Source organism: Synechococcus sp. MIT S9509, from assembly GCF_047303035.1.
Lineage (GTDB): Bacteria > Cyanobacteriota > Cyanobacteriia > PCC-6307 > Cyanobiaceae > Synechococcus_C.
The window spans coordinates 1,428,680-1,447,695 of the sequence record NZ_CP138940.1 but is presented as its reverse complement, the minus strand read 5'-3'; the positions used below and the strand labels follow the sequence as shown (position 1 = coordinate 1,447,695).

The following is a 19,016-nucleotide window of genomic DNA, read 5'->3' as shown; positions in this document are numbered from 1 at the left end:
AAACATCAAGCAATGCCGATCATCGGTGCCAGCCATTCAGCGTGAATTGCTGAAAGTGCTGTCATGTTGAACGCATGAACCGATGGATTTGTCTTATCAGCAATCCAGAGCAGAGCAAATGGAGCATTGAGGGCAATCTGCATGCGCCATCGCCAGGTGATGATTGCCCAGATTCTCTGTAGAACCGGATTTTTCATTCGAAGCATCGAACGTCTCCAGAAACGCAGCGATCCTGGCGTATCAACTCACGGAATTGCGGATTGGTCTAAGGCGCCGTGTCAAGCAGCGTAGTTCTGTCAAAAAAAAAGGAGGGTCCCACCCCTCCTGGCTTCGACGCATCTCCGGTGATGACCCGAAGACAGACAGATAATGCACGAAACTTTGCAAAACATCCGTAGTGGTCAACACCCCGAAGATTCAGGGAACCAACTCTTCAGAGATTGAGAGTGTGAGATCAGCATGGGGAGCTCTCAGCTCAATCATCGATTGATACTCCGTTGACTCATAGGCTGATACTGCTGACTCGATTGAAGGGAACTCAATGATCACCATCACGGAGCCAGGGGAGCCTTCTCGGACATCGCACTGAACATCGCGCACCAGAAATCTCGCCCCGACTGTGGGCAGCCATTCAGTGAGTCGGCTGATGTAGGGGACCATGGCCAGTGGTGTATGAATCGTTCCGGTGCTGATCCAATAACCCTTTGCCATGACGAAAGAAGTACGGTGCACCGAATGTATTCGAACAGTCCTGCGTAGAGGCCTCGAAAGACTCTATAAACCTTTCAAGGCCTCTATCAGCTGAAACCTTTGAATGTTCAAGTCGCAAGCTCTATTCGAGCGAGATTAAAGCCTTTATTTGCCGATTAATCCTTTGATTTGATGGCCTTATGTGATGCTCATGTGAGCTTTCAGAGCTGCTTGTAAATCAACTGAAAGCCCTGCAACGCAGGGCTTTGTCATGCATGGGCGATACTGGATTCGAACCAGTGACCCCTTCCGTGTGAAGGAAGTGCGCTACCACTGTGCTAATCGCCCGATTTGGTCATCTTAAAACACCACCAGCCCGGATTTTCAGTGCCTGGGCCTGAACAAGTGGTCATGATCCGGTGAATAGAGTTTTGACCGACGACTGCTTGAACGCAAAGCAGGACTGATCACATACAGCGTGGTGCGAATCAAATTGCGATCGTGGGTGATCCTCGCCATCTGATCGAGAGGGACCAGGTCCAGTGATTCATCAGGCCAGCTGACCCGGTATCCGATCGCGACCGGCGTGTCAGCTGGGTAATGCTCAAGCAGCGTGGCCTGAACCTCGTCCACATGGCGGGCACTGAGGTAAAGACACAGCGAAGCCTGCAGACAGGCGAGTTTCCCCAGTTCCTCTCGTTCGGGAACACCGGTTCGGCCTCCGCTGCGACTCAGCACGATGGTCTGCACAAGGCCTGGGATGGTCAGTTCCGCCCTCAGAGCCGAGGCGGTTGCCTGATAGGCGCTGATGCCAGGAACCACTTCCACTTCGATTCCGGCATCGGCAAGTCCGCAGACTTGCTCGCTGAGAGCTCCATAGAGACAGGGGTCGCCATCGTGAAGGCGCACCACGTTTTTTCCACTGCTGGCGCGCTCGACCATCACCGGAAGAACCTGTTCCAGCGTGAGCGAGCTGGTCCTGATCCGTTCACACCCAGCAGGCGCAAGATCCGCGATCAGGGGTGACACCAGCGAATCAGTCCAGATCAGAACTTCAGCATTGACAATGCGGTTCTCAGCACGGCGTGTCAGCAGATCAGGTGCTCCCGGGCCGGCACCCACGATCGAGATTTTGCTCATGAGGGGTCTGTCTGTTTCAGTCCTGGATCAGGAAGAGGCGTCTTTCGTCCATACAGCCAGAACAATCCAAAGCCTGCGATGGCCATCAGGCTGAGGCTCATCAGCTGTGCAATGCGCAGGCCGCCGTCACAGAACGGAGGTTGGCCGCCAAGGCAGAGCGGATCGATTCTCAGAGCTTCGATCCAGATACGACCAAGGCTGTAGCTGAGTAGATAGATGCAGCTGAGAGCTCCAGAAGGCAGGGAGATCTTTCGTTGGCGGCCCAGCCGGAAAAGCGTCATTAACAACACAAAAATTGCGATGTTCCAGAGGGATTCATAGAGAAATGTGGGGTGGAAGAACTCAGCAGTTTTGAACACACCTGGTCTGTTTCCTTCTGGAATAAAAAGTTTCCAAGGCAGATTGGTGGGGACTCCAAATGCCTCCGAATTGAAAAAGTTCCCCCAGCGGCCAATCGCCTGACCCAGCACCACTGAGGGCACCAACACATCCAGAAGATCCCAGAATGACACCCGGCGCCAACGGCAGAACACAATCACTGCCAGCGAGCCCCCCAGGAGTGCTCCATGGATAGCAATTCCTCCCTTCCAGATCGCGAGCGCATCCCACCATGAGCGCTGGTAAGACTCCCATTCGAATGCGACGTAGTAAGTCCTCGCTCCAACCACCGCCGCCAGCACAAGGATCGGTAGCAAATCACTGATCAGATTGGCATCGAGGCCGCGTTGCCGTGCCAGCCAGCTGGAGAGATTAAGTCCAATCAGGACGGCGATCGCAATCAGCAGTCCATACCACCTCAGCACGAAAGGCCCGAGCTGAAACAGCTCGGGCCCTGGGGAGGAGAAAATTCCAGGGATCAACACTGAGCTCAGACACCCTCAGCGGCTTGTACCTTCTCAATCTGCTTCTTCTTCAGGACCAACATGATTTGGGCCAGTGAAACAGCTGCGAAGAACGCCAGCAGTCCATAAATGCGCACTGGGTTCTGCAGCACGACCTCAGCATCAACCTGTCCGAAACCACCAACATTCGGATCATCGGTCAAGGGAGCCCCCGCTTCGATCGCATCACCGACTCCGACAATCAGAGCGGGGCCTACGGGAATGGTTTCAGTGGCGGTTTCGCCGTCAGCAGCTGCGATGGTGATCACTCTGGCTCCGTTGTCGCCGTCTTCAACGGCTGAAACGGTTCCGCTGGCTGGTGATGTGAAAACGGTGTTGTTGCTCTTTTCTCCGGTCGGATAGACCTGACCTCGACCTCGATTGCCACCTACGAAGATCTGGTACTTGCCGAAATGGATGTTGCTGTCGGTGGCAGGATCCGGGGAGAGGACAGGGAAAACGATCTCCTGATGCTGATCGCCTGGAATCGGTCCAACGAGAAGAATGTTGGGTTGATCGTCGCTGTACTGCGTGAAATAAACGCCCTCGGTTTCCTCTTTGATCTCGTCGGTCCAGCGGTCCTGTGGGGCCAGGGTGAAGCCATCCGGCAGCTGGATCACGGCTCCGACCTGTAAGCCGACATCACTTCCATCGGCACCGATCTCCTGGATCCCCTGTTCGTAGGGGATTTTCACTGCTGCCTTGAAAACCGTGTCAGGAAGAACGGATTGGGGCACCTCTGCTTGGGTGATTTTCTTGGCCAGGTGGCAGTTGGCGCAGACGATCTTGCCTGTGGCTTCTCTTGGAGAGGCGTAGTTCTGCTGAGCCCAGAAGGGGTAAGCCCAGCTGCTGGAGGGAGCTGTGAAGATGGCTGTGCCCAGGATCAGGGCTGAGAAGACTGAAAAAAGAATGCGTCGCATCGGAGGCGTGTTTCTCGAGAGAGCGGTGGGAAAAAAGTTGTTGATCAGCCCCACCAGGGCTTCTCACCCGTGCGGAAGTCGGTTTCGGTCCACTGGCTCACGAAAACGTTGTCGTCTTCAACGCTCACGTTGGCCAGCGCAAGAGAGAGAGGTGCAGGCCCCCTCACCACCTTGCCGGTGGCGTCGTACTGACTTCCATGACAGGGGCACATGAACTTGTTGGCTCCACTGTTCCAGGGCACAACACAACCCAGGTGGGTGCAGATGGCGTTGATGCCGTAGCTGCCGATGGCATCTTCACCTTCAACAATCAGGTAGGTGGGGTCTCCCTTCAGTCCCTGAACAAGGCTGCGATCGCCTGTGGAATGGTCGCTGAGCCAGCCGGTGAGTGTCACAGGGTTGCCGAGTTCATCCTTGGCACTGGTGCCACCACCGCTGCCTGCGGCACGTGGTGGGATGAAGTAGTTCACCACCGGATAGAGGGCTCCGAGGGCGACGCCGGTCACTGATCCGAATGTCAACAGGTTCATGAACTGCCTGCGGCCCATTCCGGGCACATCAGCGGCTGGCATCTGAGTCATGGCTGACGTTCGTTGGGCACTGGATGGGGCCCATTATGGGCGCTAATGGCCATGTCACACTTTGCGGAGACTGGATTTTCATTGATGTTCAAGGTCTTCGTCAGTGCTTGCTGATCACTCTTCCGCGAGGGGGTCGCGCCCTCTGGGTGTCGATGAAGTCATCGACCTGCTCCGCACTCGCTGGCAAGCCAGTTATGACCTGCAGCTGGTGACCAGGCGCAGGCGAATGTATTTCCAGGTGATGTGGGCCTACCTCGAGCAACAGTCCTTCCCTCTGGATGAGCCTGACTACCGGGCTCATCTCGCGGAGGTCCTGGAAATCGTCAACAGACTGGGGGAAGCCGAGACGGTTCGGGAGTGGTTGCTCACGACCCGGGACAAGCCAAGACTTGGTAAGGCGCTCAGTCTGCAGCTGCAGGGGGAGGGGACTCTTGAGGAGTTTCTGCTCTGAATCTCTGAATGCCTGCAACAAGCAAAACACCGATCAGATAGAGCGCAGTGATCGCTCCAGCCAGGAGCAACATCGTGACCGGGTCTGTGGAGGGCGTCAGCACTGCACCAGCCAGGGCCGACACCAGCACGACCCAACGCCAAGCACTGAGCATGCGTTGCCAGCTGACCAGTCCGAAGACCCCCAGAAGAAGTTGCAGTACCGGAAGCTGAAAGGCCAGACCGGTCGACAGCATGAGCAACAGAACGAAGTCGAGGTAGCGCTCAATTGACCAGAGCGGCTCCACGACATCGGCGCCGTAACTGACCAGAAAATTCAGGGCTGCAGGAACCAGTGCCCACCAGGCAAAGCCAAGTCCGGCCAGAAACAGCACGGCTGATCCCGCCACGGATGGTGCAATCAGACGGCGTTCTCCGCGGGTCAGGCCTGGGAGAACGAAAGCGAGCCCCTCGTAAAGGACGTAAGGAAGTGCCAGCGTGAGTCCTGCGTAGCCGGCAACCTTGAAGGACACGAACAAAAATTCGCCTGGAGCGAGTTGCAGGAAGCGGATCGAACCGGCGGGCTCCTCAAGAATTCTGACCAGTGGGCGCACGGCCAGAAGACAGGCCAGGGCACAGACAACCACTGCAACAAGACTGCGCAGCACCCTCTGACGCAGTTCCTCCAGATGATCGACCAGAGGCATTTCCACGTCGTTGGGAGGACCGTCCTGAACCCCGAGCCGTATCGGCGGCGGCGGTGACAGCTTCGGTGACTCTTCAGGCGTGATCGGCGTCAGAGGTCAGTGTGCAGTTGAATCGTTTCAGGCTAGGGGGTTTCGAGCCTCAAGGTTTCTGCAGGCGCGGTCCGGTTCCGCCCAGACCAGCTCGGCCTGTCGGTGTCTCACGGTCCCTGGCGCAGTTCCAGGGATTCTCTGGAGATGTTCCACTCCGGTCATCACAACCGGCACAAGCCGATTTCCCTTCGCCCGGCTGAACCAGGCCGCAAGGTCTGCCGCAAGCTGCAGATCCTGTTCCGAAGCAGCTGCTGCCGAGGCCTTCAGCACCACATGGCTTCCCGGACACTCCTGTGCGTGAAACCACAGATCTCCTGCACGAGCCTGCCGAAGGCTGATCCACTCGTTCTGGCGATGATTGCGGCCGATCTGAATCAGCAATCCGTCCTGAGTGAGGAGCTCCAGCGGCTGTGGTTGTCCCTGGGGTGGACCACTGCGGCGGCGTCGACGGCGAGGGGTCAGCAAGTCCTCGAGTTCAACTCTCAATTCACGCAGCTGTCGGATGCGATCGTCGGAATCGTCCCAGTCAGCCTGCATCAGGTCCGTCAGAAAGTTTTCGCTGCCGTCAATCAGCGCCAGCCGTTGATCGTGATGATCCAGTCGCTCTTCGATCGAGGGAATGGAACGTCGCAGCCGTCTGGCACGCTGATAAAGCTTCTGAGCCCGTTCAATACTTTCTCTTTCAGGAGCGGCCTGACAGAGAATGGCATCAGCCTGATGTTGCAGATCATCGGCGCCAGCAGTGGCGTTCAGTCGCTCGACCTGCTCGAGGCGCTGTGCCTGTTCTTTCTGTCGGCTCTGTTCCAGAAGCTGTTGAAGTTCCAGGCTCTCTCTGAGCAGCTTTCGCTGGTTGAGATGATTGCGGTAGTACAGCCCTAAACGCAGGCTGAGTGATTCGCTTTCACTGGCTGATTCGCTGGCTGAGTCAGGAGGTTCATTCCAGACGCGGTAGCCGCCGGCTTCATCCAGATGCAGGTTGAAATCCCCACAGTTGAGCTGGTTCAGCCATCGGGTCCAGCGCGCATGCAGCAGCAGCCATTGTTTCTGGCTGATTTCTGCGATGGGAGTGCTGGCTGAAAGCGCTGGTGTCCCCTCATCGGTCGAGGGAATGTTGATGAGCTGCCTTGTCAGGGAGGGGCTGATGCCCTGATAGGTATCGCGCAGTGCCTGACCCAGGCCGAGCGGGACCAGAGTGAGCCTGCGCTGCCATTGATCGAACGGTTCCTCAAGGCTTGGTGGCAGGTTCTGAAGCGACGGCGGCGGGATGTAGGGATCCCCACTGCTCAGAGGCCTGACGCGTGACTGGTGCTGCCTGACCTGTCTGGCAATGGCGGTGATCCGCTGCTGCTCGTCAAGCAAAAGCACATTGCTGTGACGACCCATCAGCTCCAGAACCAAGGTGCGCACACTTGTCTCCCCTGGGCGTGGAGCGAAATGAAACAGCACAACCCGCTCAAAGTCCCGCTGTTCCAGTTGCACCAGAGCCAGTTGCCTCAGGCCGTGCTGAACCTGCTGAGCCAGGGTGCTGCCACTTCCTTCACGGCAGGGAGGCGGAATCCTGACCAGCCTTGCGGCGTCTGCTTGCCAGCTGAGTTCCAGCCAGATCATTCCTGTGAGGGTTCTAAATCCCAGCTGCAGGCTGTGCTGATTGGGTTGTTGCGCTTTTTCAAAGCGACTTGGAATGATCTGTGTCCGCAGATCACCCAGCACCGCCCGAAGGCTGGTGAGGTCCATCACCTGAAGCGTGCTCTTCGCCATCGCTAGCCGGTGGTCTGTCGACAGGGGATGCCTTCCTACCCTGCTGCCTGACCACACACAAGCCATGGCAACGACCGATCGCCGCGCCAGGCTCACTTTGCTGACAGGCCCAAGCGGCGTCGGCAAGGGGACGCTGGTGACACGACTGCTTGAGCATCATCCGCAGCTCTGGCTTTCTGTATCCGCCACCACGAGGCCTCCACGCCAGGGTGAACGTGACGGTGTTCATTACTTCTTCCACGCCCGGGAGTCGTTTGACCAGCTGGTCAAGCAGGGCGGATTGCTGGAGTGGGCTGAATTCGCCGGCAACTGTTATGGAACTCCCAAACAACCCGTCATGGAAAGGCTGTTGGCAGGCACTCCCGTTCTGCTTGAAATTGAACTCGAGGGTGCCCGTCAGGTGCGTCACAGTTTCCCTGAGGCTTTTCAGATCTTTCTTGCACCTCCGAGCTTCGGAGTGCTGGAACAGCGAATTCGCGGTCGCGGCACTGAAGCCGAGGCCGCGATTGTCAGTCGTCTGAAGCGAGCAAAAACTGAACTCGAAGCTCAGAAGGAATTTGATGCCGTCGTCATCAATGATGACCTCGAAACAGCACTCTGTGATCTTGAGCGGTTGATGGGGCTTGACAACGCCTGATCAATCAGAGCGGGTGGAACAGCAGGTCAGGGAAGAATCTGTTCCACTCGATCAGGATGCCTGCGGTCAGAGTGAACCAGATGGCGGCAACCACGGGTGCGGTGGATAGGAATTTTTTCATCGTTGAACGATCGGTGAGAAGAGTTTTTGGTATCAGCGTGGTGAAACTGTGATTTTCGAATCGCTTTCAGTCAGCTTGCCACTGTTGAACTCAGCGATGGCTGCCACGGGCCATGTGGCGGCTTTCACCACGGAATTCAGAGCCAGTTTCATGTCCAGCTGAATCTCGAGCATGTTCTGATCCTTCTTGCCGCGGATAGCTTTGAGGTACTCGCGTCCAGCCCAGCCGATGGTGCCGGTGATGTAGAGGAACATCAGGCCTGGAAGGACGAAATCACCAGCATGATTCCAGCGCCCGTCAACGATCAGATGAGGGAGGCCGTCTTCACCGCAGGAAGCCTTGCTGTACATCTTGAAGCGAGCGACGGCCTGTGGCGTTGAGGCTGCACTGGCACGCTGCTGGAAGCGCGCACTTTCGGAACAGGGTGTCAGTCCTGCTACATCAGCTCTGGCGACCGGTGCGAAACCGAACACCAGCAGGGCCGAAAGCGCGAGGGCGAAGAAACGACGCATCGGAACGGTGCCTGTTGAACCTGCCTCGGGAAGGCAGGATGTATCAAATGGACAGTAGTGGAAGCTGTTGACCTGCATGGCCAAGGTCCTAGCCCTCGAAACAAGTTGTGACGAGTCTGCCGCAGCGGTTGTGGAGCAGAGCGACTGTCGGCTGCGGGTGCTGGCGCACCGGATTGCTTCACAGATCGAGGAGCATGCCCAGTGGGGTGGTGTGGTGCCGGAGATCGCTTCACGCAGGCATGTGGAAGCCCTGCCTCACCTGATCGATCAGGCGCTCGATGACGCCGGCCTGTCGATCCGTGAACTCGATGCTGTGGCTGCCACCGTCACCCCTGGTCTGGTGGGAGCACTGATGGTGGGTTCGATGACGGGGCGCACTTTGGCGGCACTTCACAGCCGACCGTTCATCGCCGTTCATCATCTTGAAGCCCATCTTGCTTCGGTTCGGTTGGCACTGTCCCCTCCAGAGCCGCCCTATCTCGTTCTGCTGGTCAGCGGCGGGCACACTGAACTGATCCGTGTCGATGCAACAGGAGCGCTGGAGCGTCTTGGGCGCAGTCATGACGATGCCGCCGGTGAGGCCTTTGACAAGGTGGCCCGTCTGCTGGGACTTGAGTATCCAGGAGGTCCCGCGATCCAGGCCGCGGCTGCTGGGGGTGATGTGGCTCGTTTCACCTTGCCGAAAGGTCGTGTCTCGAAACCCGGAGGGGGGTTCTACCCATACGACTTCTCTTTCAGTGGTCTGAAAACGGCGATGCTTCGTCAGGTGGAGGCGTGCGGGAGCTGGGATGAGCCATTGCCTGTGGCTGATCTGGCCGCCAGCTTCCAGCAGATCGTTGTGGATGTGCTGGTTGATCGCAGCCTTCGATGCTGCAACGATCTAGACCTCTCGACACTGGTGATGGTGGGCGGCGTGGCTGCCAATCAACGCTTGCGTGACTGCATGCATCTAAAAGGTGTTGAACAGGGGGTAGAGGTGCACCTGGCACCACTCAGCTATTGCACCGACAACGCAGCGATGGTGGCTGCAGCCGCGCTTGGACGTCTGAAATCAGAGGCCATCTCCAGTTCCCTGGCTCTTGGCGTTTCAGCACGCTGGGCTCTCGAAAACTGCGCGCCTCTGTATCAATCGAATCCGCCTTTCTGAGCTGCAGTGCATAGGGTGTCGCGACATGCAACAGGGTGATGTCGACCAAGGCTGAGACGCGACAGCAGAGCAACGTTGAAGAGGTCGGTTCCGGTGAGCTGAACGCCTGGCGCAGGGGATTCACCCCTCAGGCTGAAATCTGGAACGGCAGGCTCGCAATGCTTGGTTTGTCTGTCTCACTCGGGATTCTATTCGTGATCAGGGTGTCCGCAGCCAGTGCCCCAGCCGCCTGAGGACCGGGGCGTCACACCCCACCCCTTCCCCGCAGGGCCTGATCGAGTTCGTTCGGCCTCGGACTCGCAGCCAGTGCATCGCTCGCTTCGATGCGATTGTTCTCCAGCAGTTTCAACAACGATTGATTGGTGGTGATCATTCCATCGAACCCGCTTCGCTCCATGATTTCTTCCACCTCATCCAGGGCTCCCCGCTGGATGTAGTCCTTGCATGCCTCACTGTTGATCAGGATGTCGTGATAGGCGGCACGCTTGCCATCAGTGGTTCGGATCAATCCCTGGGAGATCACCCCCAGCAATGATTCAGAAAGGGAGCGGCGAACGCTGTCCTGGTCTTCAGGAGCAAACAAGCCAAGCACTCGTTCGACAGTCTTCACAGCTGAATTGGTGTGCAATGTTCCGAACACCAGATGTCCTGTCTGGGAAGCCTCCAGTGCGGTACTCAGCGTTTCTCTGTCGCGAATTTCACCCACGAGGATCACGTCGGGATCCTCTCGAAGTGCCGCCTTCAGAGCATTGTGGAATTTCAGGGTGTGAATTCCCACCTCCCGATGACGGATCAGTGACTGCTGGCTGGAGTGAACAAATTCAACCGGATCCTCGATGGTGAGGATATGGCGTTTCTGATGACGATTGATCCAGTTGATCATCGCGGCGAGAGTGGTGCTCTTTCCGGAACCGGTCGGTCCAGTCACCAGTACCAGTCCCTTCGGCTTTGAGGACAGATCCTGGAGAACTTTCGGCAGCTGCAGCTGCTCGAGCGTGAGAATCGTCTGCGGGATCAGTCGCAGCACCATCGCAGGGCCCCGCAGGGAGTCGAGAAGGTTGATGCGTACACGAACGAATGGGAACGCATGGGACCCGTCAAATTCCTTGCTCCTATTGAAATCATCGATCTGCTGCGGAGAGAGGATTTCCTGGAGCCATCCCTGAAAAACTTGATGGGTGGATAGCGGCCAATCGGTTGACAGCATCTCGCCGCGGTCTCTGTATCTGGGTGCTTCTCCGACTCCGAGATGGACATCGGAATGTCCCTGCTCATGGGCGATGCGCACGATTTGTTCCAGACTCGGCGTCCGCTCAGGCAGCGAGCTGATCGGCTCCTCAACCCTTGCGGCATGGCGAACCGGAGTCAGTGTTCCCGAGGGAAAGCCTGGTGGAAAGATCGGTTGACTCACGCTGTTCGCTCTCCTCTTGCCTCAGCTTCGCCAATGCTGGGCACCGGCAGGTGAAGGCTTGCTGGGAGGTTTGTGAAAGCCGCTTAAGATTCAGCCACCAACCCAGGGTTTATGGCTGGCAGGCCCCGCGTCACCATTGTTCTTGGCACCCGTCCGGAAGCCATCAAGCTTGCCCCCGTCATCCAGGAATTCCAGGGATGTCAGGCCCTTGAGACAAGGGTTGTTCTGACCGGACAGCACCGTGAGATGGTCACCCAGGTGATGGATCTGTTTGGTCTTAAAGCCGATCATGATCTTGATCTGATGGCCCCTCGTCAGACGCTGACCCACGTCACCTGTGCAGCTCTGCAGGGGCTGAGGGATGACTTCCAGGCTTTTCCTCCAGGACTGGTGCTGGTTCAAGGAGACACCACAACGGCCTTCGCCGCTGCTCTGGCGGCGTTTTACGAGCAGATCCCCGTCGGTCATGTGGAGGCTGGTCTGCGCACGGACAATCTTCTCGATCCGTTCCCGGAAGAAGCCAACAGGCGCCTGATCTCCCAGGTCTCCCAGTTGCATTTCGCTCCCACCGAGCGCTCGGAAGCCAATCTGAACGCTTCCGGTGTGGTCGGTCGTGTGATGGTCACCGGTAACACGGTCATCGATGCTCTTCTGCGCATGGCTGAGCAGGTCCCCGCTCTTTCTGATCTGCCCATCGACTGGTTGAACCAGCGTGTGATTCTCGCCACGGTCCATCGGCGGGAGAACTGGGGGGAACGGCTGAACAGCATTGCGGCGGGCATGCTTGAGGTGCTGGACACTCATCCAGACACCGTTCTGCTGCTGCCTCTGCATCGCAATCCCACGGTTCGGGAGCCTCTCCGTGCTTTGCTCGGTGACCACCCGAGGGTCGTGCTCAGCGAACCCCTTGACTATGACCGGCTTGTTGCGGCGATGAAAGGGTGCACCCTGTTGCTCACCGACTCCGGTGGTCTTCAGGAGGAAGCTCCCGCTCTCGGGAAGCCGGTCCTGGTTCTGCGCCGTACAACGGAACGCCCCGAGGCGGTTGACTCCGGAACTGCGCGGTTGGTCGGAACAGACTCTGACGCAATCGTCAGAGAGTGTTCACACCTCCTCGATGATCCGAGGGCTTATGACCAGATGGCCAGGGCCGTCAACCCGTTCGGAGATGGTCGAGCCAGCGGCAGGATCCTTGAAGCTTCACTCACCTTGCTCAACGGCTGATGCCGTTTTCAGTCCCTGCGGCCGTTACCGCTGGCTCCTGCACCGTCCAATTCCCCTCTCTCCACTGGATGGACCATCGAGGTTGCTCCTGTTTGTAGGCCTCAATCCTTCCCTGGCCGATGGGTCTCGTGACGACCCAACACTCAAGCGATTGAGGAACTTCGCTCGGGACTGGGGCTATCACCAGCTGGTGGTTCTCAATCTGTTCGGGAGGGTCACACCGTCACCGGGTGGCTTGCGACACTGCGCAGATCCTGTCGGCCGGAAAACCGACCGTGTGCTGATCAGCTGGTTTGAAAGATGGTCCCGATCACCTGCATGGGACCTCTGGCTTGGCTGGGGTGAGGCGGGTTCTCTGCATCACAGAGACAAGCAGGTGGTGATGATGCTCACCAAAGTTCTGGCTTCTCGGTCTCAGGGGGCTCCTCCCCTGGTAATCGGCACGACCCGCAGCGGTCAGCCTCGCCACCCGCTTTATGTCGCAGGAGGGATCCCTCTTTCCCCCTGGGCCTGTACGGTTCGCAGATGACACGTACCCCTCGCCGCTACCAGATTTCGCTTCACCTTTCAGGAGGTCAGACAGAGGTGGTGCATTTCCCCACTCTTGAGACATTTCAGGATTGGTATCAAGGACTGGTCAGCGGTGGGAGCGGTCAGGCCTTTGTGAATATCCCGCTCGGTGATCTCGAAGGTGAATATCTGGTGATCCGCCCCGAAGCGGTGATCGGCGTGCGTGTGGAACCGCAATTCGCATCCATCGATGACGCCTGAGAGGCTTGGACTGCTCTGGGGCATCACGGTGTTTGCCGGTGCAGGTGCTCGATTGCTCGCAGCCCTCTCGGGACTGCCTGGAGTGGTGCTTTTGCTGTTGTCAGGACTGTTGATCGGGCGATCCGGTCTCGGCCTTGTGGAGCCTCTGGATCTGGGTGAAGGCCTTGAGACCACTGTTGGACTGCTGGTCAGTCTCGTTCTGTTTGATGGCGGTCTGAATCTGCGTCTGCCGGGCGACACCATCAAGGCGACCGTGCTGAGAATTTCCCTGCTGCGTCTGCTGCTGTCTCTGGGAGCAGGCATCCTTGCGGCTCACTGGCTCGCCGGCCTGGGATGGTCCGTGGCTGCGGTCTACAGCGCAATCGTTCTGGGAACGGGGCCCACGGTTGTGACGCCGATCGTGCAGCAGATTCGTCTGGCTCCTCCTCTTGGGGACGTACTCGAAGCGGAGGGACTGGTGCTCGAGCCCGTGGGAGCCGTTCTTGCACTCCTGCTGCTTGAGTTGCTGCTTGGCGATCTCTACGGTTGGAGGGGCCTGGCGATTGGGCTGCTGTCTCGCCTCGGTGGTGGGGTGCTGATCGGCATCGTTGTTGGATTGCTGCTTGCCGAGCTGTTGAGACGTTTGCCCTCAGAGCATGCCGTGGGCTTGCGGCTGCAGCTGACTCTGGGTGTTCTGTTCCTCATGTTCGCCATCTGCGAATGGCTGCTACCTGAATCCGGTCTGCCGGCATCGGTTGCTGCAGGCGTTGTGGTGGGTCGTCGCCCATCAACGCAGGCGGCTGAGCTCGAAGAGCTCATTCGCGAACTGGCCAGATTGGCGATCACGATGCTCTTCCCGCTGCTGGCGGCTGATGTGTCCTGGGCTGAACTCAGTCCACTCGGATGGGGTGGTGTCAGCTGTGTTTTGGTGCTGATGCTGCTGGTGCGCCCGGCCGCAGTTGGTGTCGCCACCATCGGATTGCCACTTGACTGGCGCCAACGCCTATTCATGGGATGGCTGGCTCCCAGGGGAATTGTCACGGCTGCCGTGGCCTCTCTTTTCTCGATTCGCCTTGAACAGGCAGGGATTCTCGGAGCAGGACGACTTCAGGGCCTGGTGTTTCTCACAATTCTGATGACTGTGGGCATTCAGGGACTGACGGCACAGCCACTGGCACGGGTTTTGGGGCTGATTCAATCAGAGCCGGAAGAGTCAGGGGAGGCAGCGCTTCAAACGGGGCAGATCCTGTCCGACCCTGGCCAGCAATGACCAGGTCGTGATCAGATCCGGTCCCTGCAGACGGCCCAGCAGGGCGGCACGCAATGATTTCATCAACACGCCCTTTTTCACACCTGCCTTGTTCGCTGCATCGGCCAGCAGTGCTTGTGCCGTCGCGGTTTCAATGCCAGTCCATGGATCACTCTCGAGCGATTTCACAAGCTGAGCAATCGCGTCCCTGGCTCCATCCACCTCAAGTTGCTTGAGACCATCGCTCTCAAGCTCAGGGCAAACAAAAAAGGGTTGTGCCTGGTCAATGCCGTCCTTCAGCAGAGTCAGAGAGGGCCCCAGCAGTTCGCACAAGGCAACGCCCCAGCTTTGATCCTCTGGAAGGCTCCATCCCTGCTGGCGCCAGAGCGGTGAGAGGTCGTCCAGCAATTGCTGGGGTGTGAGGCCATGCAGAACCTGTGCATTGAGCCAGTTGAGCTTGTCCCAGTCGAAACGTGCGCCGGCCTTGTTCACCCGATCGAAGCTGAACACCTCGGCTGCCTGCGTGAGGGTGAAGCGCTCCTCCATGCCTTCGGGAACCGACCAGCCCAGCAGGGTCATGTAGTTGGCGATCGCCTCCGCGGTGTACCCCATGGACTGGAAATCATTGATTGACGTGACGCCGTCCCGCTTGGAGAGTTTGCGACCTTCGGCATTGAGGATCAGAGGTGTATGGGCAAAGACCGGCACGGCCAGTTCAAGCGCCTGGTAAAGGAGAAGCTGCTTGGCCGTGTTGGCGATGTGATCCTCGCCACGGATGACATGAGTGATCGCCATGGCAGCGTCATCGACGACCACGACAAGGTTGTAGAGAGGGTCTCCGATTCGGTCCGCTGGAGCACGTCGTGCGATGACCATGTCACCGCCGAGATCGGCTCCGCGCCATTGCATCGGTCCACGAACAAGGTCACGCCACTGGATCACTGCATCGTCATCAATCCGGAAGCGGATCACCGCCTCACGGCCTTCGGCCTGGAAGGACGCTTCCTGTTCCGCTGTGAGATTTCTGTGCCGGTTGTCGTAGCGAGGTGCTTGGTTCTGTGCTTTCTGAACCTCACGCATGGACGTGAGTTCCTCTTCGCTGGCGTAACAGCGGTAAGCAAGGCCGCTGTCAAGCAGCGTCTGGATGGCTGAACGGTGCTCTTCGACCCGCTCGCTCTGAATTGTGGGTTCTTCGTCCCAGTCAATTCCAAGCCATGAGAGACCATCAAGAATGTTGGAGGTGAATTCCGACTTGGAGCGCTCCTTGTCAGTGTCCTCAATCCGCAGCAGAAACTGACCTCCCTCATGACGGGCATACAGCCAGTTGAAGACAGCTGTTCGTGCCGTCCCGATATGGAGTGTGCCCGTTGGACTTGGGGCCAGACGAACACGCACCATGGTGTGGCTCGGGATGAAGAACGGGACCGACGGGATTCGAACCCGCAACTTCCGCCGTGACAGGGCGGTGCTCTAACCGGTTGAACTACGGTCCCAGATCGGATTCAGATCGACGGTGCTCGTCCGTTGGAATCGGATCTGCGTCACTCTCGCGACTTCGAAAGTATCGACTGTTGCCCTGCCCTCCGTCAATACGCGCGATCAACGGGTTCAGAATCCTTTCGCTCCAGAAGGGGCCACAACTTGTTTTCCATGGGTCCTGGCCACGGGTGAGCGCCTGAGATCTGCGTGCATTGAATCGAATTTCACTTCTCGATCAGCAGAGGTTGAAAGCCCCTGCTGCATGTTGAATTGAGCGGAAACCGCAGACTTTTGAGTGCTTCAGAGCGTGCCAACCGTTCTGATCAGACTTGCGGCACTGAACAGAGACTAAAAACGATCCCCCGGTGGCAGCATTCGGGGAGACATAAAAAACCGGTGACCTCAGCCACCGGTCTGGATAACTCGTGAAGGGATTGAACCCAGGAATTCAGGGACGGAAACCTGCAGGTTCAATCAGACGAACCTGATTGCCACGTGCAGTGAACTCGCGACCCTGGTCGCTCTGCACGACTACACGGCCACCGGATTTGACGCGAATGACCCGGGCGCGAACCCAGCCGAGGGCGGCTGATTCGAGGACCTTGACCACATCACCAGGTTGAAGATCCAACTCCATGCTCGAAACTAGGAAACTGCAGAAGGGGGCATCGGACGCGCCGTGGAGGACTTGAACCCCCGACATCAGGTTTTGGAGACCTGCGTTCTACCAACTGAACTAACGGCGCAAGGCGATGTACCCCCGACCATCACAAAGGCGATGGCATTGGATTGAACGAGGCCTGAGCCTCAGCGATCGAAGCGCTGCTTGACGCGGGTGGCCTTGCCCACCCGTTCCCGCAGATAAAAAAGCTTCGCCCTACGTACCTTACCTCGGCGTTCCACCTTGATGGAGGCAACTTGAGGGCTATGCAGCATAAAAACTCTTTCCACGCCGATGCCCTGAAAAATTCTACGGACCGTGATGGTCTGATTGATTCCGCCGTGACGCTTGGCGATCACCACTCCTTCATAGGGCTGCACCCGTTCCTTGTTGCCTTCGCTGATGCGGACGCCGACCCGAACAGTGTCACCGACGTAGATATCAGGAAGGTTGGTTTTCTGTTGCGCCTGCTCAAACTCTCTGATCAGATCAGAAGGGTTGAGGCGTTCAGCCTTGGCAGCTGGAGCAGCAGTCTTCTTGGACTCTTTCTCAGTGTCTGTGACAACCGTATCCGCGCCGTCATTCGCAGATGTGTCTTTCTGATCCGCTGCCATCCCTGCTCCGGGTAATCACGCCAAACAACCACCTTAACCTGCCGACCCACCGTCGACTGAGCGTTTCTTCCAAGCGTTTCGCCAGGACTGCACCATCATTCCCCCGCCGGTGATCAACATCCAGAGAACGCCCATTGCGTTGAGAACCACCACCACCGGCTCAAGCTGCGGCCCCAGCCATTCGCCTTCGTGCAGGCTCATCAGCCAATGGGCGCTGTCCCGACTCACACCGAACCAGTCCCGTGCCACCCGGTAGCTCAGGCCCGTGACGACCGTGGTCATCAGCGGCAGGAGAACCAGAGGCGCCACCCTGCTGTGCCAGCGCCGCAGTCGTGCCATCCAGAGAGCCACCGGCATTAGCTCGTCACCATTGATAGCGTGACAGGAGGACGTCGGGACTGCCCGAAGGATTCACCGATGAACTTGTTCGCTGATCTGCTTGCCTCGACCAAAACCGGCAGCGTGACCGCCACCGGCCCTCGCATTCAGCAGCGTCGTGGGGTTGAGATCAAATCGGCGAGAGAGCTGAAAATCATGGCCAAGGCCAGTCGGATCGTGGCAACAGTGCTGCGGGAGATCATGGAGATGGTCGAACCCGGTCAGACCACCGCCGATCTTGATGCCCATGCCGAGCGGCGCATCAGGGAAATGGGGGCGACTCCAAGCTTCAAGGGTTACCACGGCTTTCCCGCCAGCATCTGCTCGAGCATCAATGATGAGGTGGTGCACGGCATCCCCAACAATAAAAAGGTGATACGCGCTGGGGATCTGCTCAAGGTGGACACAGGGGCGTTTTACGAGGGTTATCACGGGGACAGTTGCGTCACCATCTGTGTTGGTGAAGTGACCGATGAGGCCTCGAACCTCAGCAGAGTTGCCCAAGAGTCCCTGATGGCAGGGCTGGCTCAGATTCGCTCCGGCAACACGCTGCTGGACATTGCCGGTGCCGTCGAGGACCGCGTCCATCAAGGAGGTTTCAGCGTCGTTGAGGACTACACGGGACATGGTGTCGGCCGCAATCTTCACGAGGAGCCCTCAGTGTTCAACTTCCGAACGGATGCTCTGCCGAACGTCAAGCTGCGTCCAGGCATGACACTTGCTGTTGAGCCGATCCTCAATGCAGGCAGCAAGGCCTGCCGCACGCTCCGGGACCGATGGACAGTGGTCACCCGCGACGGCAGCCTCTCCGCTCAGTGGGAGCACACAATTGTAGTGACCTCCGACGGATGCGAGATCCTCACTGACCGTGGCGATTAGTCCACAAAACTCTGTTGTAGGTCAGCCGTCCAAGCTCAATCAGTGGCATCAGCAGCAGAGTGAGTGGATTGGGAGACACGATGACCAGTGGCAGGCCCAGCTCGGCTTGCCAGAGGATCTGTTCTGCCACGAAATCAGCTGACATCACACCGATTGGATTGAGATCCGAACGAAATGGTCCGAGCACCAGCTTGCGCAGTTTCGGAAGTCCGTTCCGCTGCTGACGCGGCGCACTCCAGCGCAGGCTCACGAGCTGGCCGATCAAGCGCTTGCTCAATTCATAAGCAGGGCTCAGTGCCGGTTGAATCTCGGCTTCCGATGTGTTCACCCACAGCTCCGGTGGACGTGACTGTTGTGGAAGGTCTCTCTCCACCTGCTCAAAGCGCTGCAGAAGCCTCCACTGGCTGAGAGCGTTGATCTCGAGGGCCATGTTCAGGCTCTCTGGACACTGATCTCCTCCAGGGTTGATGCCGTGGTTGAGCACGAGCACATCGAGATGACTCAGCGTGGAATCCAGTTTCTCCTCCTGTCCGCAGCTCCAGCAGATCCACTCCTGGGGCCCGCTCTGGCTGTTCTGTTCCGTTGGCTTTGGGCGGTGACTCAGGGCGACAACCCAGGCGCCCTTCTCTCTCAAGCGGCGCGTCAAGGCACGGCCCAGGGCTCCACCTGCACCTGTGATTCCCACTCTTCGTCCCACCCAGCTCCCTGCGACGGAGGTTGGGGCAGAAGTCCTTGGCACTGGCTGGGCCATGGCAGTG

25 protein-coding genes and 3 tRNA genes are annotated in these 19,016 nt (G+C 58.1%); 9 read left to right on the top strand and 19 right to left on the bottom strand.

The genetic code is table 11. From position 1 onward, the window contains the following. Nucleotides 1-5: 5 nt before the first annotated feature. The 7 genes from SIB73_RS08425 to petC all read right to left on the bottom strand — a co-directional run bounded on the left by SIB73_RS08425 (nucleotide 6) and on the right by petC (nucleotide 4,212). Nucleotides 6-206 carry a hypothetical protein gene (locus SIB73_RS08425; RefSeq protein ID WP_413405994.1) on the bottom strand — a complete coding sequence of 67 codons (201 nt, stop codon included), beginning with the start codon at nucleotides 204-206 and terminating at the stop codon, nucleotides 6-8. A 211-nt stretch (nucleotides 207-417) separates the two neighbouring features. Continuing rightward, a complete protein-coding gene (locus SIB73_RS08420) occupies nucleotides 418-711 on the bottom strand; it encodes a DUF1330 domain-containing protein (protein ID WP_413405996.1) in 294 nt (97 codons plus the stop codon). Nucleotides 712-966: 255 nt separating this feature from the next. Continuing rightward, nucleotides 967-1,038, bottom strand: a tRNA-Val gene (locus SIB73_RS08415). A 36-nt stretch (nucleotides 1,039-1,074) separates the two neighbouring features. Beyond that, complete coding sequence (cobM, locus tag SIB73_RS08410; RefSeq protein WP_413405997.1) at nucleotides 1,075-1,830, bottom strand: precorrin-4 C(11)-methyltransferase; 756 nt, start codon at nucleotides 1,828-1,830, stop codon at nucleotides 1,075-1,077. Further along, entirely contained in the window at nucleotides 1,827-2,678 is an 852-nt protein-coding gene (gene lgt / locus SIB73_RS08405) for a prolipoprotein diacylglyceryl transferase (RefSeq protein ID WP_413406319.1), read from the bottom strand. Before lgt ends, cobM begins: the two co-directional genes overlap by 4 nt. A 20-nt stretch (nucleotides 2,679-2,698) precedes the next feature. After that, nucleotides 2,699-3,631 carry a cytochrome f gene (petA, locus tag SIB73_RS08400; RefSeq protein ID WP_413406321.1) on the bottom strand — a complete coding sequence of 311 codons (933 nt, stop codon included), beginning with the start codon at nucleotides 3,629-3,631 and terminating at the stop codon, nucleotides 2,699-2,701. A gap of 44 nt (nucleotides 3,632-3,675) precedes the next feature. After that, nucleotides 3,676-4,212, bottom strand: a complete 537-nt coding sequence (gene petC / locus SIB73_RS08395; protein WP_413405999.1) for a cytochrome b6-f complex iron-sulfur subunit — start codon at nucleotides 4,210-4,212, stop codon at nucleotides 3,676-3,678. A gap of 103 nt (nucleotides 4,213-4,315) precedes the next feature. On the opposite strand from petC, the gene SIB73_RS08390 reads away from it, so the two are divergent. Then, the gene (locus tag SIB73_RS08390) at nucleotides 4,316-4,663 is read left to right on the top strand and encodes a DUF3067 family protein (protein ID WP_413406001.1); all 348 of its coding nucleotides are present in this window, start codon (nucleotides 4,316-4,318) and stop codon (nucleotides 4,661-4,663) included. On the opposite strand, the gene tatC is transcribed toward SIB73_RS08390, so the two are convergent. Together tatC and SIB73_RS08380 are read right to left on the bottom strand one after the other, a co-directional pair. Further along, nucleotides 4,614-5,348, bottom strand: a complete 735-nt coding sequence (gene tatC / locus SIB73_RS08385; protein ID WP_413406003.1) for a twin-arginine translocase subunit TatC — start codon at nucleotides 5,346-5,348, stop codon at nucleotides 4,614-4,616. The genes SIB73_RS08390 and tatC overlap by 50 nt on opposite strands. A gap of 117 nt (nucleotides 5,349-5,465) precedes the next feature. Further along, nucleotides 5,466-7,196: an NFACT family protein gene (locus SIB73_RS08380; protein ID WP_413406005.1), complete on the bottom strand. Its 1,731-nt coding sequence runs from the start codon at nucleotides 7,194-7,196 to the stop codon at nucleotides 5,466-5,468. A gap of 64 nt (nucleotides 7,197-7,260) precedes the next feature. On the opposite strand from SIB73_RS08380, the gene gmk reads away from it, so the two are divergent. Beyond that, nucleotides 7,261-7,833 carry a guanylate kinase gene (gene gmk / locus SIB73_RS08375; RefSeq protein WP_413406007.1) on the top strand — a complete coding sequence of 191 codons (573 nt, stop codon included), beginning with the start codon at nucleotides 7,261-7,263 and terminating at the stop codon, nucleotides 7,831-7,833. A 4-nt stretch (nucleotides 7,834-7,837) separates the two neighbouring features. Here the strand turns inward: gmk and psaJ are convergent, their stop codons facing one another. Both psaJ and SIB73_RS08365 read right to left on the bottom strand, forming a co-directional pair. After that, nucleotides 7,838-7,954 (bottom strand): photosystem I reaction center subunit IX, encoded by a 117-nt coding sequence (psaJ, locus tag SIB73_RS08370; RefSeq protein WP_066905917.1) that lies wholly within the window; start codon nucleotides 7,952-7,954, stop codon nucleotides 7,838-7,840. A gap of 32 nt (nucleotides 7,955-7,986) precedes the next feature. Further along, entirely contained in the window at nucleotides 7,987-8,466 is a 480-nt protein-coding gene (locus tag SIB73_RS08365; RefSeq protein ID WP_413406323.1) for a Photosystem I reaction center subunit III, read from the bottom strand. 76 nt (nucleotides 8,467-8,542) lie between these two features. On the opposite strand from SIB73_RS08365, the gene tsaD reads away from it, so the two are divergent. Beyond that, entirely contained in the window at nucleotides 8,543-9,613 is a 1,071-nt protein-coding gene (tsaD, locus tag SIB73_RS08360) for a tRNA (adenosine(37)-N6)-threonylcarbamoyltransferase complex transferase subunit TsaD (RefSeq protein ID WP_413406008.1), read from the top strand. Between the two features lie 38 nt (nucleotides 9,614-9,651). After that, nucleotides 9,652-9,846, top strand: a complete 195-nt coding sequence (locus tag SIB73_RS08355) for a high light inducible protein (protein WP_413406010.1) — start codon at nucleotides 9,652-9,654, stop codon at nucleotides 9,844-9,846. 11 nt (nucleotides 9,847-9,857) lie between these two features. On the opposite strand, the gene SIB73_RS08350 is transcribed toward SIB73_RS08355, so the two are convergent. Next, nucleotides 9,858-10,982, bottom strand: coding sequence for a type IV pilus twitching motility protein PilT (locus SIB73_RS08350; protein WP_413406325.1), 1,125 nt, complete (start codon nucleotides 10,980-10,982; stop codon nucleotides 9,858-9,860). Nucleotides 10,983-11,135: 153 nt separating this feature from the next. On the opposite strand from SIB73_RS08350, the gene wecB reads away from it, so the two are divergent. From wecB to SIB73_RS08330, 4 genes are read left to right on the top strand one after another with little or no spacing between them, the layout of a single operon-like run. Then, a complete protein-coding gene (gene wecB, locus SIB73_RS08345) occupies nucleotides 11,136-12,248 on the top strand; it encodes a non-hydrolyzing UDP-N-acetylglucosamine 2-epimerase (RefSeq protein WP_413406012.1) in 1,113 nt (370 codons plus the stop codon). Continuing rightward, on the top strand, nucleotides 12,217-12,777 hold the full coding sequence (locus SIB73_RS08340; RefSeq protein WP_413406013.1) for a DUF1643 domain-containing protein: 561 nt from the start codon (nucleotides 12,217-12,219) through the stop codon (nucleotides 12,775-12,777). Before wecB ends, SIB73_RS08340 begins: the two co-directional genes overlap by 32 nt. Continuing rightward, entirely contained in the window at nucleotides 12,774-13,019 is a 246-nt protein-coding gene (locus SIB73_RS08335) for a hypothetical protein (protein ID WP_413406015.1), read from the top strand. The genes SIB73_RS08340 and SIB73_RS08335 overlap by 4 nt, the downstream gene beginning before the upstream one ends. After that, entirely contained in the window at nucleotides 13,009-14,268 is a 1,260-nt protein-coding gene (locus SIB73_RS08330; RefSeq protein WP_413406017.1) for a cation:proton antiporter, read from the top strand. Before SIB73_RS08335 ends, SIB73_RS08330 begins: the two co-directional genes overlap by 11 nt. Here SIB73_RS08330 and gltX read toward each other — a convergent pair. The 6 genes from gltX to SIB73_RS08300 all read right to left on the bottom strand — a co-directional run bounded on the left by gltX (nucleotide 14,212) and on the right by SIB73_RS08300 (nucleotide 17,358). Continuing rightward, a complete protein-coding gene (gltX, locus tag SIB73_RS08325) occupies nucleotides 14,212-15,645 on the bottom strand; it encodes a glutamate--tRNA ligase (RefSeq protein WP_413406019.1) in 1,434 nt (477 codons plus the stop codon). The two genes, SIB73_RS08330 and gltX, sit on opposite strands and share 57 nt — an antisense overlap. Before the next feature lie 21 nt (nucleotides 15,646-15,666). Further along, a tRNA-Asp gene (locus SIB73_RS08320) sits at nucleotides 15,667-15,740 on the bottom strand. 434 nt (nucleotides 15,741-16,174) lie between these two features. Next, a complete protein-coding gene (locus tag SIB73_RS08315; RefSeq protein WP_006043540.1) occupies nucleotides 16,175-16,363 on the bottom strand; it encodes a hyperconserved protein Hcp in 189 nt (62 codons plus the stop codon). A gap of 36 nt (nucleotides 16,364-16,399) precedes the next feature. Further along, nucleotides 16,400-16,472, bottom strand: a tRNA-Trp gene (locus tag SIB73_RS08310). Nucleotides 16,473-16,533: 61 nt separating this feature from the next. After that, nucleotides 16,534-17,001, bottom strand: a complete 468-nt coding sequence (rplS, locus tag SIB73_RS08305) for a 50S ribosomal protein L19 (protein WP_413406021.1) — start codon at nucleotides 16,999-17,001, stop codon at nucleotides 16,534-16,536. A 33-nt stretch (nucleotides 17,002-17,034) separates the two neighbouring features. Continuing rightward, a complete protein-coding gene (locus tag SIB73_RS08300; RefSeq protein WP_413406023.1) occupies nucleotides 17,035-17,358 on the bottom strand; it encodes a PepSY domain-containing protein in 324 nt (107 codons plus the stop codon). Between the two features lie 60 nt (nucleotides 17,359-17,418). On the opposite strand from SIB73_RS08300, the gene map reads away from it, so the two are divergent. After that, on the top strand, nucleotides 17,419-18,258 hold the full coding sequence (gene map, locus SIB73_RS08295; protein ID WP_413406025.1) for a type I methionyl aminopeptidase: 840 nt from the start codon (nucleotides 17,419-17,421) through the stop codon (nucleotides 18,256-18,258). On the opposite strand, the gene SIB73_RS08290 is transcribed toward map, so the two are convergent. Further along, nucleotides 18,239-19,009, bottom strand: coding sequence for an SDR family oxidoreductase (locus SIB73_RS08290; RefSeq protein WP_413406027.1), 771 nt, complete (start codon nucleotides 19,007-19,009; stop codon nucleotides 18,239-18,241). The two genes, map and SIB73_RS08290, sit on opposite strands and share 20 nt — an antisense overlap. Between the last annotated feature and the right edge of the window lie 7 nt (nucleotides 19,010-19,016).

What these genes read in the sequence shown, in the direction of transcription:
- SIB73_RS08425 (WP_413405994.1), bottom strand. Translation starts at nt 206, where the DNA reads ATGCTTCGAATGAAAAATCCGGTTCTACAGAGAATCTGGGCAATCATC.
- SIB73_RS08420 (WP_413405996.1), bottom strand. Translation starts at nt 711, where the DNA reads ATGGCAAAGGGTTATTGGATCAGCACCGGAACGATTCATACACCACTG.
- cobM (WP_413405997.1), bottom strand. Translation starts at nt 1,830, where the DNA reads ATGAGCAAAATCTCGATCGTGGGTGCCGGCCCGGGAGCACCTGATCTG.
- petA (WP_413406321.1), bottom strand. Translation starts at nt 3,631, where the DNA reads ATGCGACGCATTCTTTTTTCAGTCTTCTCAGCCCTGATCCTGGGCACA.
- petC (WP_413405999.1), bottom strand. Translation starts at nt 4,212, where the DNA reads ATGACTCAGATGCCAGCCGCTGATGTGCCCGGAATGGGCCGCAGGCAG.
- tatC (WP_413406003.1), bottom strand. Translation starts at nt 5,348, where the DNA reads ATGCCTCTGGTCGATCATCTGGAGGAACTGCGTCAGAGGGTGCTGCGC.
- SIB73_RS08380 (WP_413406005.1), bottom strand. Translation starts at nt 7,196, where the DNA reads ATGGCGAAGAGCACGCTTCAGGTGATGGACCTCACCAGCCTTCGGGCG.
- gmk (WP_413406007.1), top strand. Translation starts at nt 7,261, where the DNA reads ATGGCAACGACCGATCGCCGCGCCAGGCTCACTTTGCTGACAGGCCCA.
- psaJ (WP_066905917.1), bottom strand. Translation starts at nt 7,954, where the DNA reads ATGAAAAAATTCCTATCCACCGCACCCGTGGTTGCCGCCATCTGGTTC.
- SIB73_RS08365 (WP_413406323.1), bottom strand. Translation starts at nt 8,466, where the DNA reads ATGCGTCGTTTCTTCGCCCTCGCGCTTTCGGCCCTGCTGGTGTTCGGT.
- tsaD (WP_413406008.1), top strand. Translation starts at nt 8,543, where the DNA reads ATGGCCAAGGTCCTAGCCCTCGAAACAAGTTGTGACGAGTCTGCCGCA.
- SIB73_RS08355 (WP_413406010.1), top strand. Translation starts at nt 9,652, where the DNA reads ATGTCGACCAAGGCTGAGACGCGACAGCAGAGCAACGTTGAAGAGGTC.
- wecB (WP_413406012.1), top strand. Translation starts at nt 11,136, where the DNA reads ATGGCTGGCAGGCCCCGCGTCACCATTGTTCTTGGCACCCGTCCGGAA.
- SIB73_RS08335 (WP_413406015.1), top strand. Translation starts at nt 12,774, where the DNA reads ATGACACGTACCCCTCGCCGCTACCAGATTTCGCTTCACCTTTCAGGA.
- SIB73_RS08330 (WP_413406017.1), top strand. Translation starts at nt 13,009, where the DNA reads ATGACGCCTGAGAGGCTTGGACTGCTCTGGGGCATCACGGTGTTTGCC.
- gltX (WP_413406019.1), bottom strand. Translation starts at nt 15,645, where the DNA reads ATGGTGCGTGTTCGTCTGGCCCCAAGTCCAACGGGCACACTCCATATC.
- SIB73_RS08315 (WP_006043540.1), bottom strand. Translation starts at nt 16,363, where the DNA reads ATGGAGTTGGATCTTCAACCTGGTGATGTGGTCAAGGTCCTCGAATCA.
- rplS (WP_413406021.1), bottom strand. Translation starts at nt 17,001, where the DNA reads ATGGCAGCGGATCAGAAAGACACATCTGCGAATGACGGCGCGGATACG.
- SIB73_RS08300 (WP_413406023.1), bottom strand. Translation starts at nt 17,358, where the DNA reads ATGCCGGTGGCTCTCTGGATGGCACGACTGCGGCGCTGGCACAGCAGG.
- map (WP_413406025.1), top strand. Translation starts at nt 17,419, where the DNA reads ATGAACTTGTTCGCTGATCTGCTTGCCTCGACCAAAACCGGCAGCGTG.
- SIB73_RS08290 (WP_413406027.1), bottom strand. Translation starts at nt 19,009, where the DNA reads ATGGCCCAGCCAGTGCCAAGGACTTCTGCCCCAACCTCCGTCGCAGGG.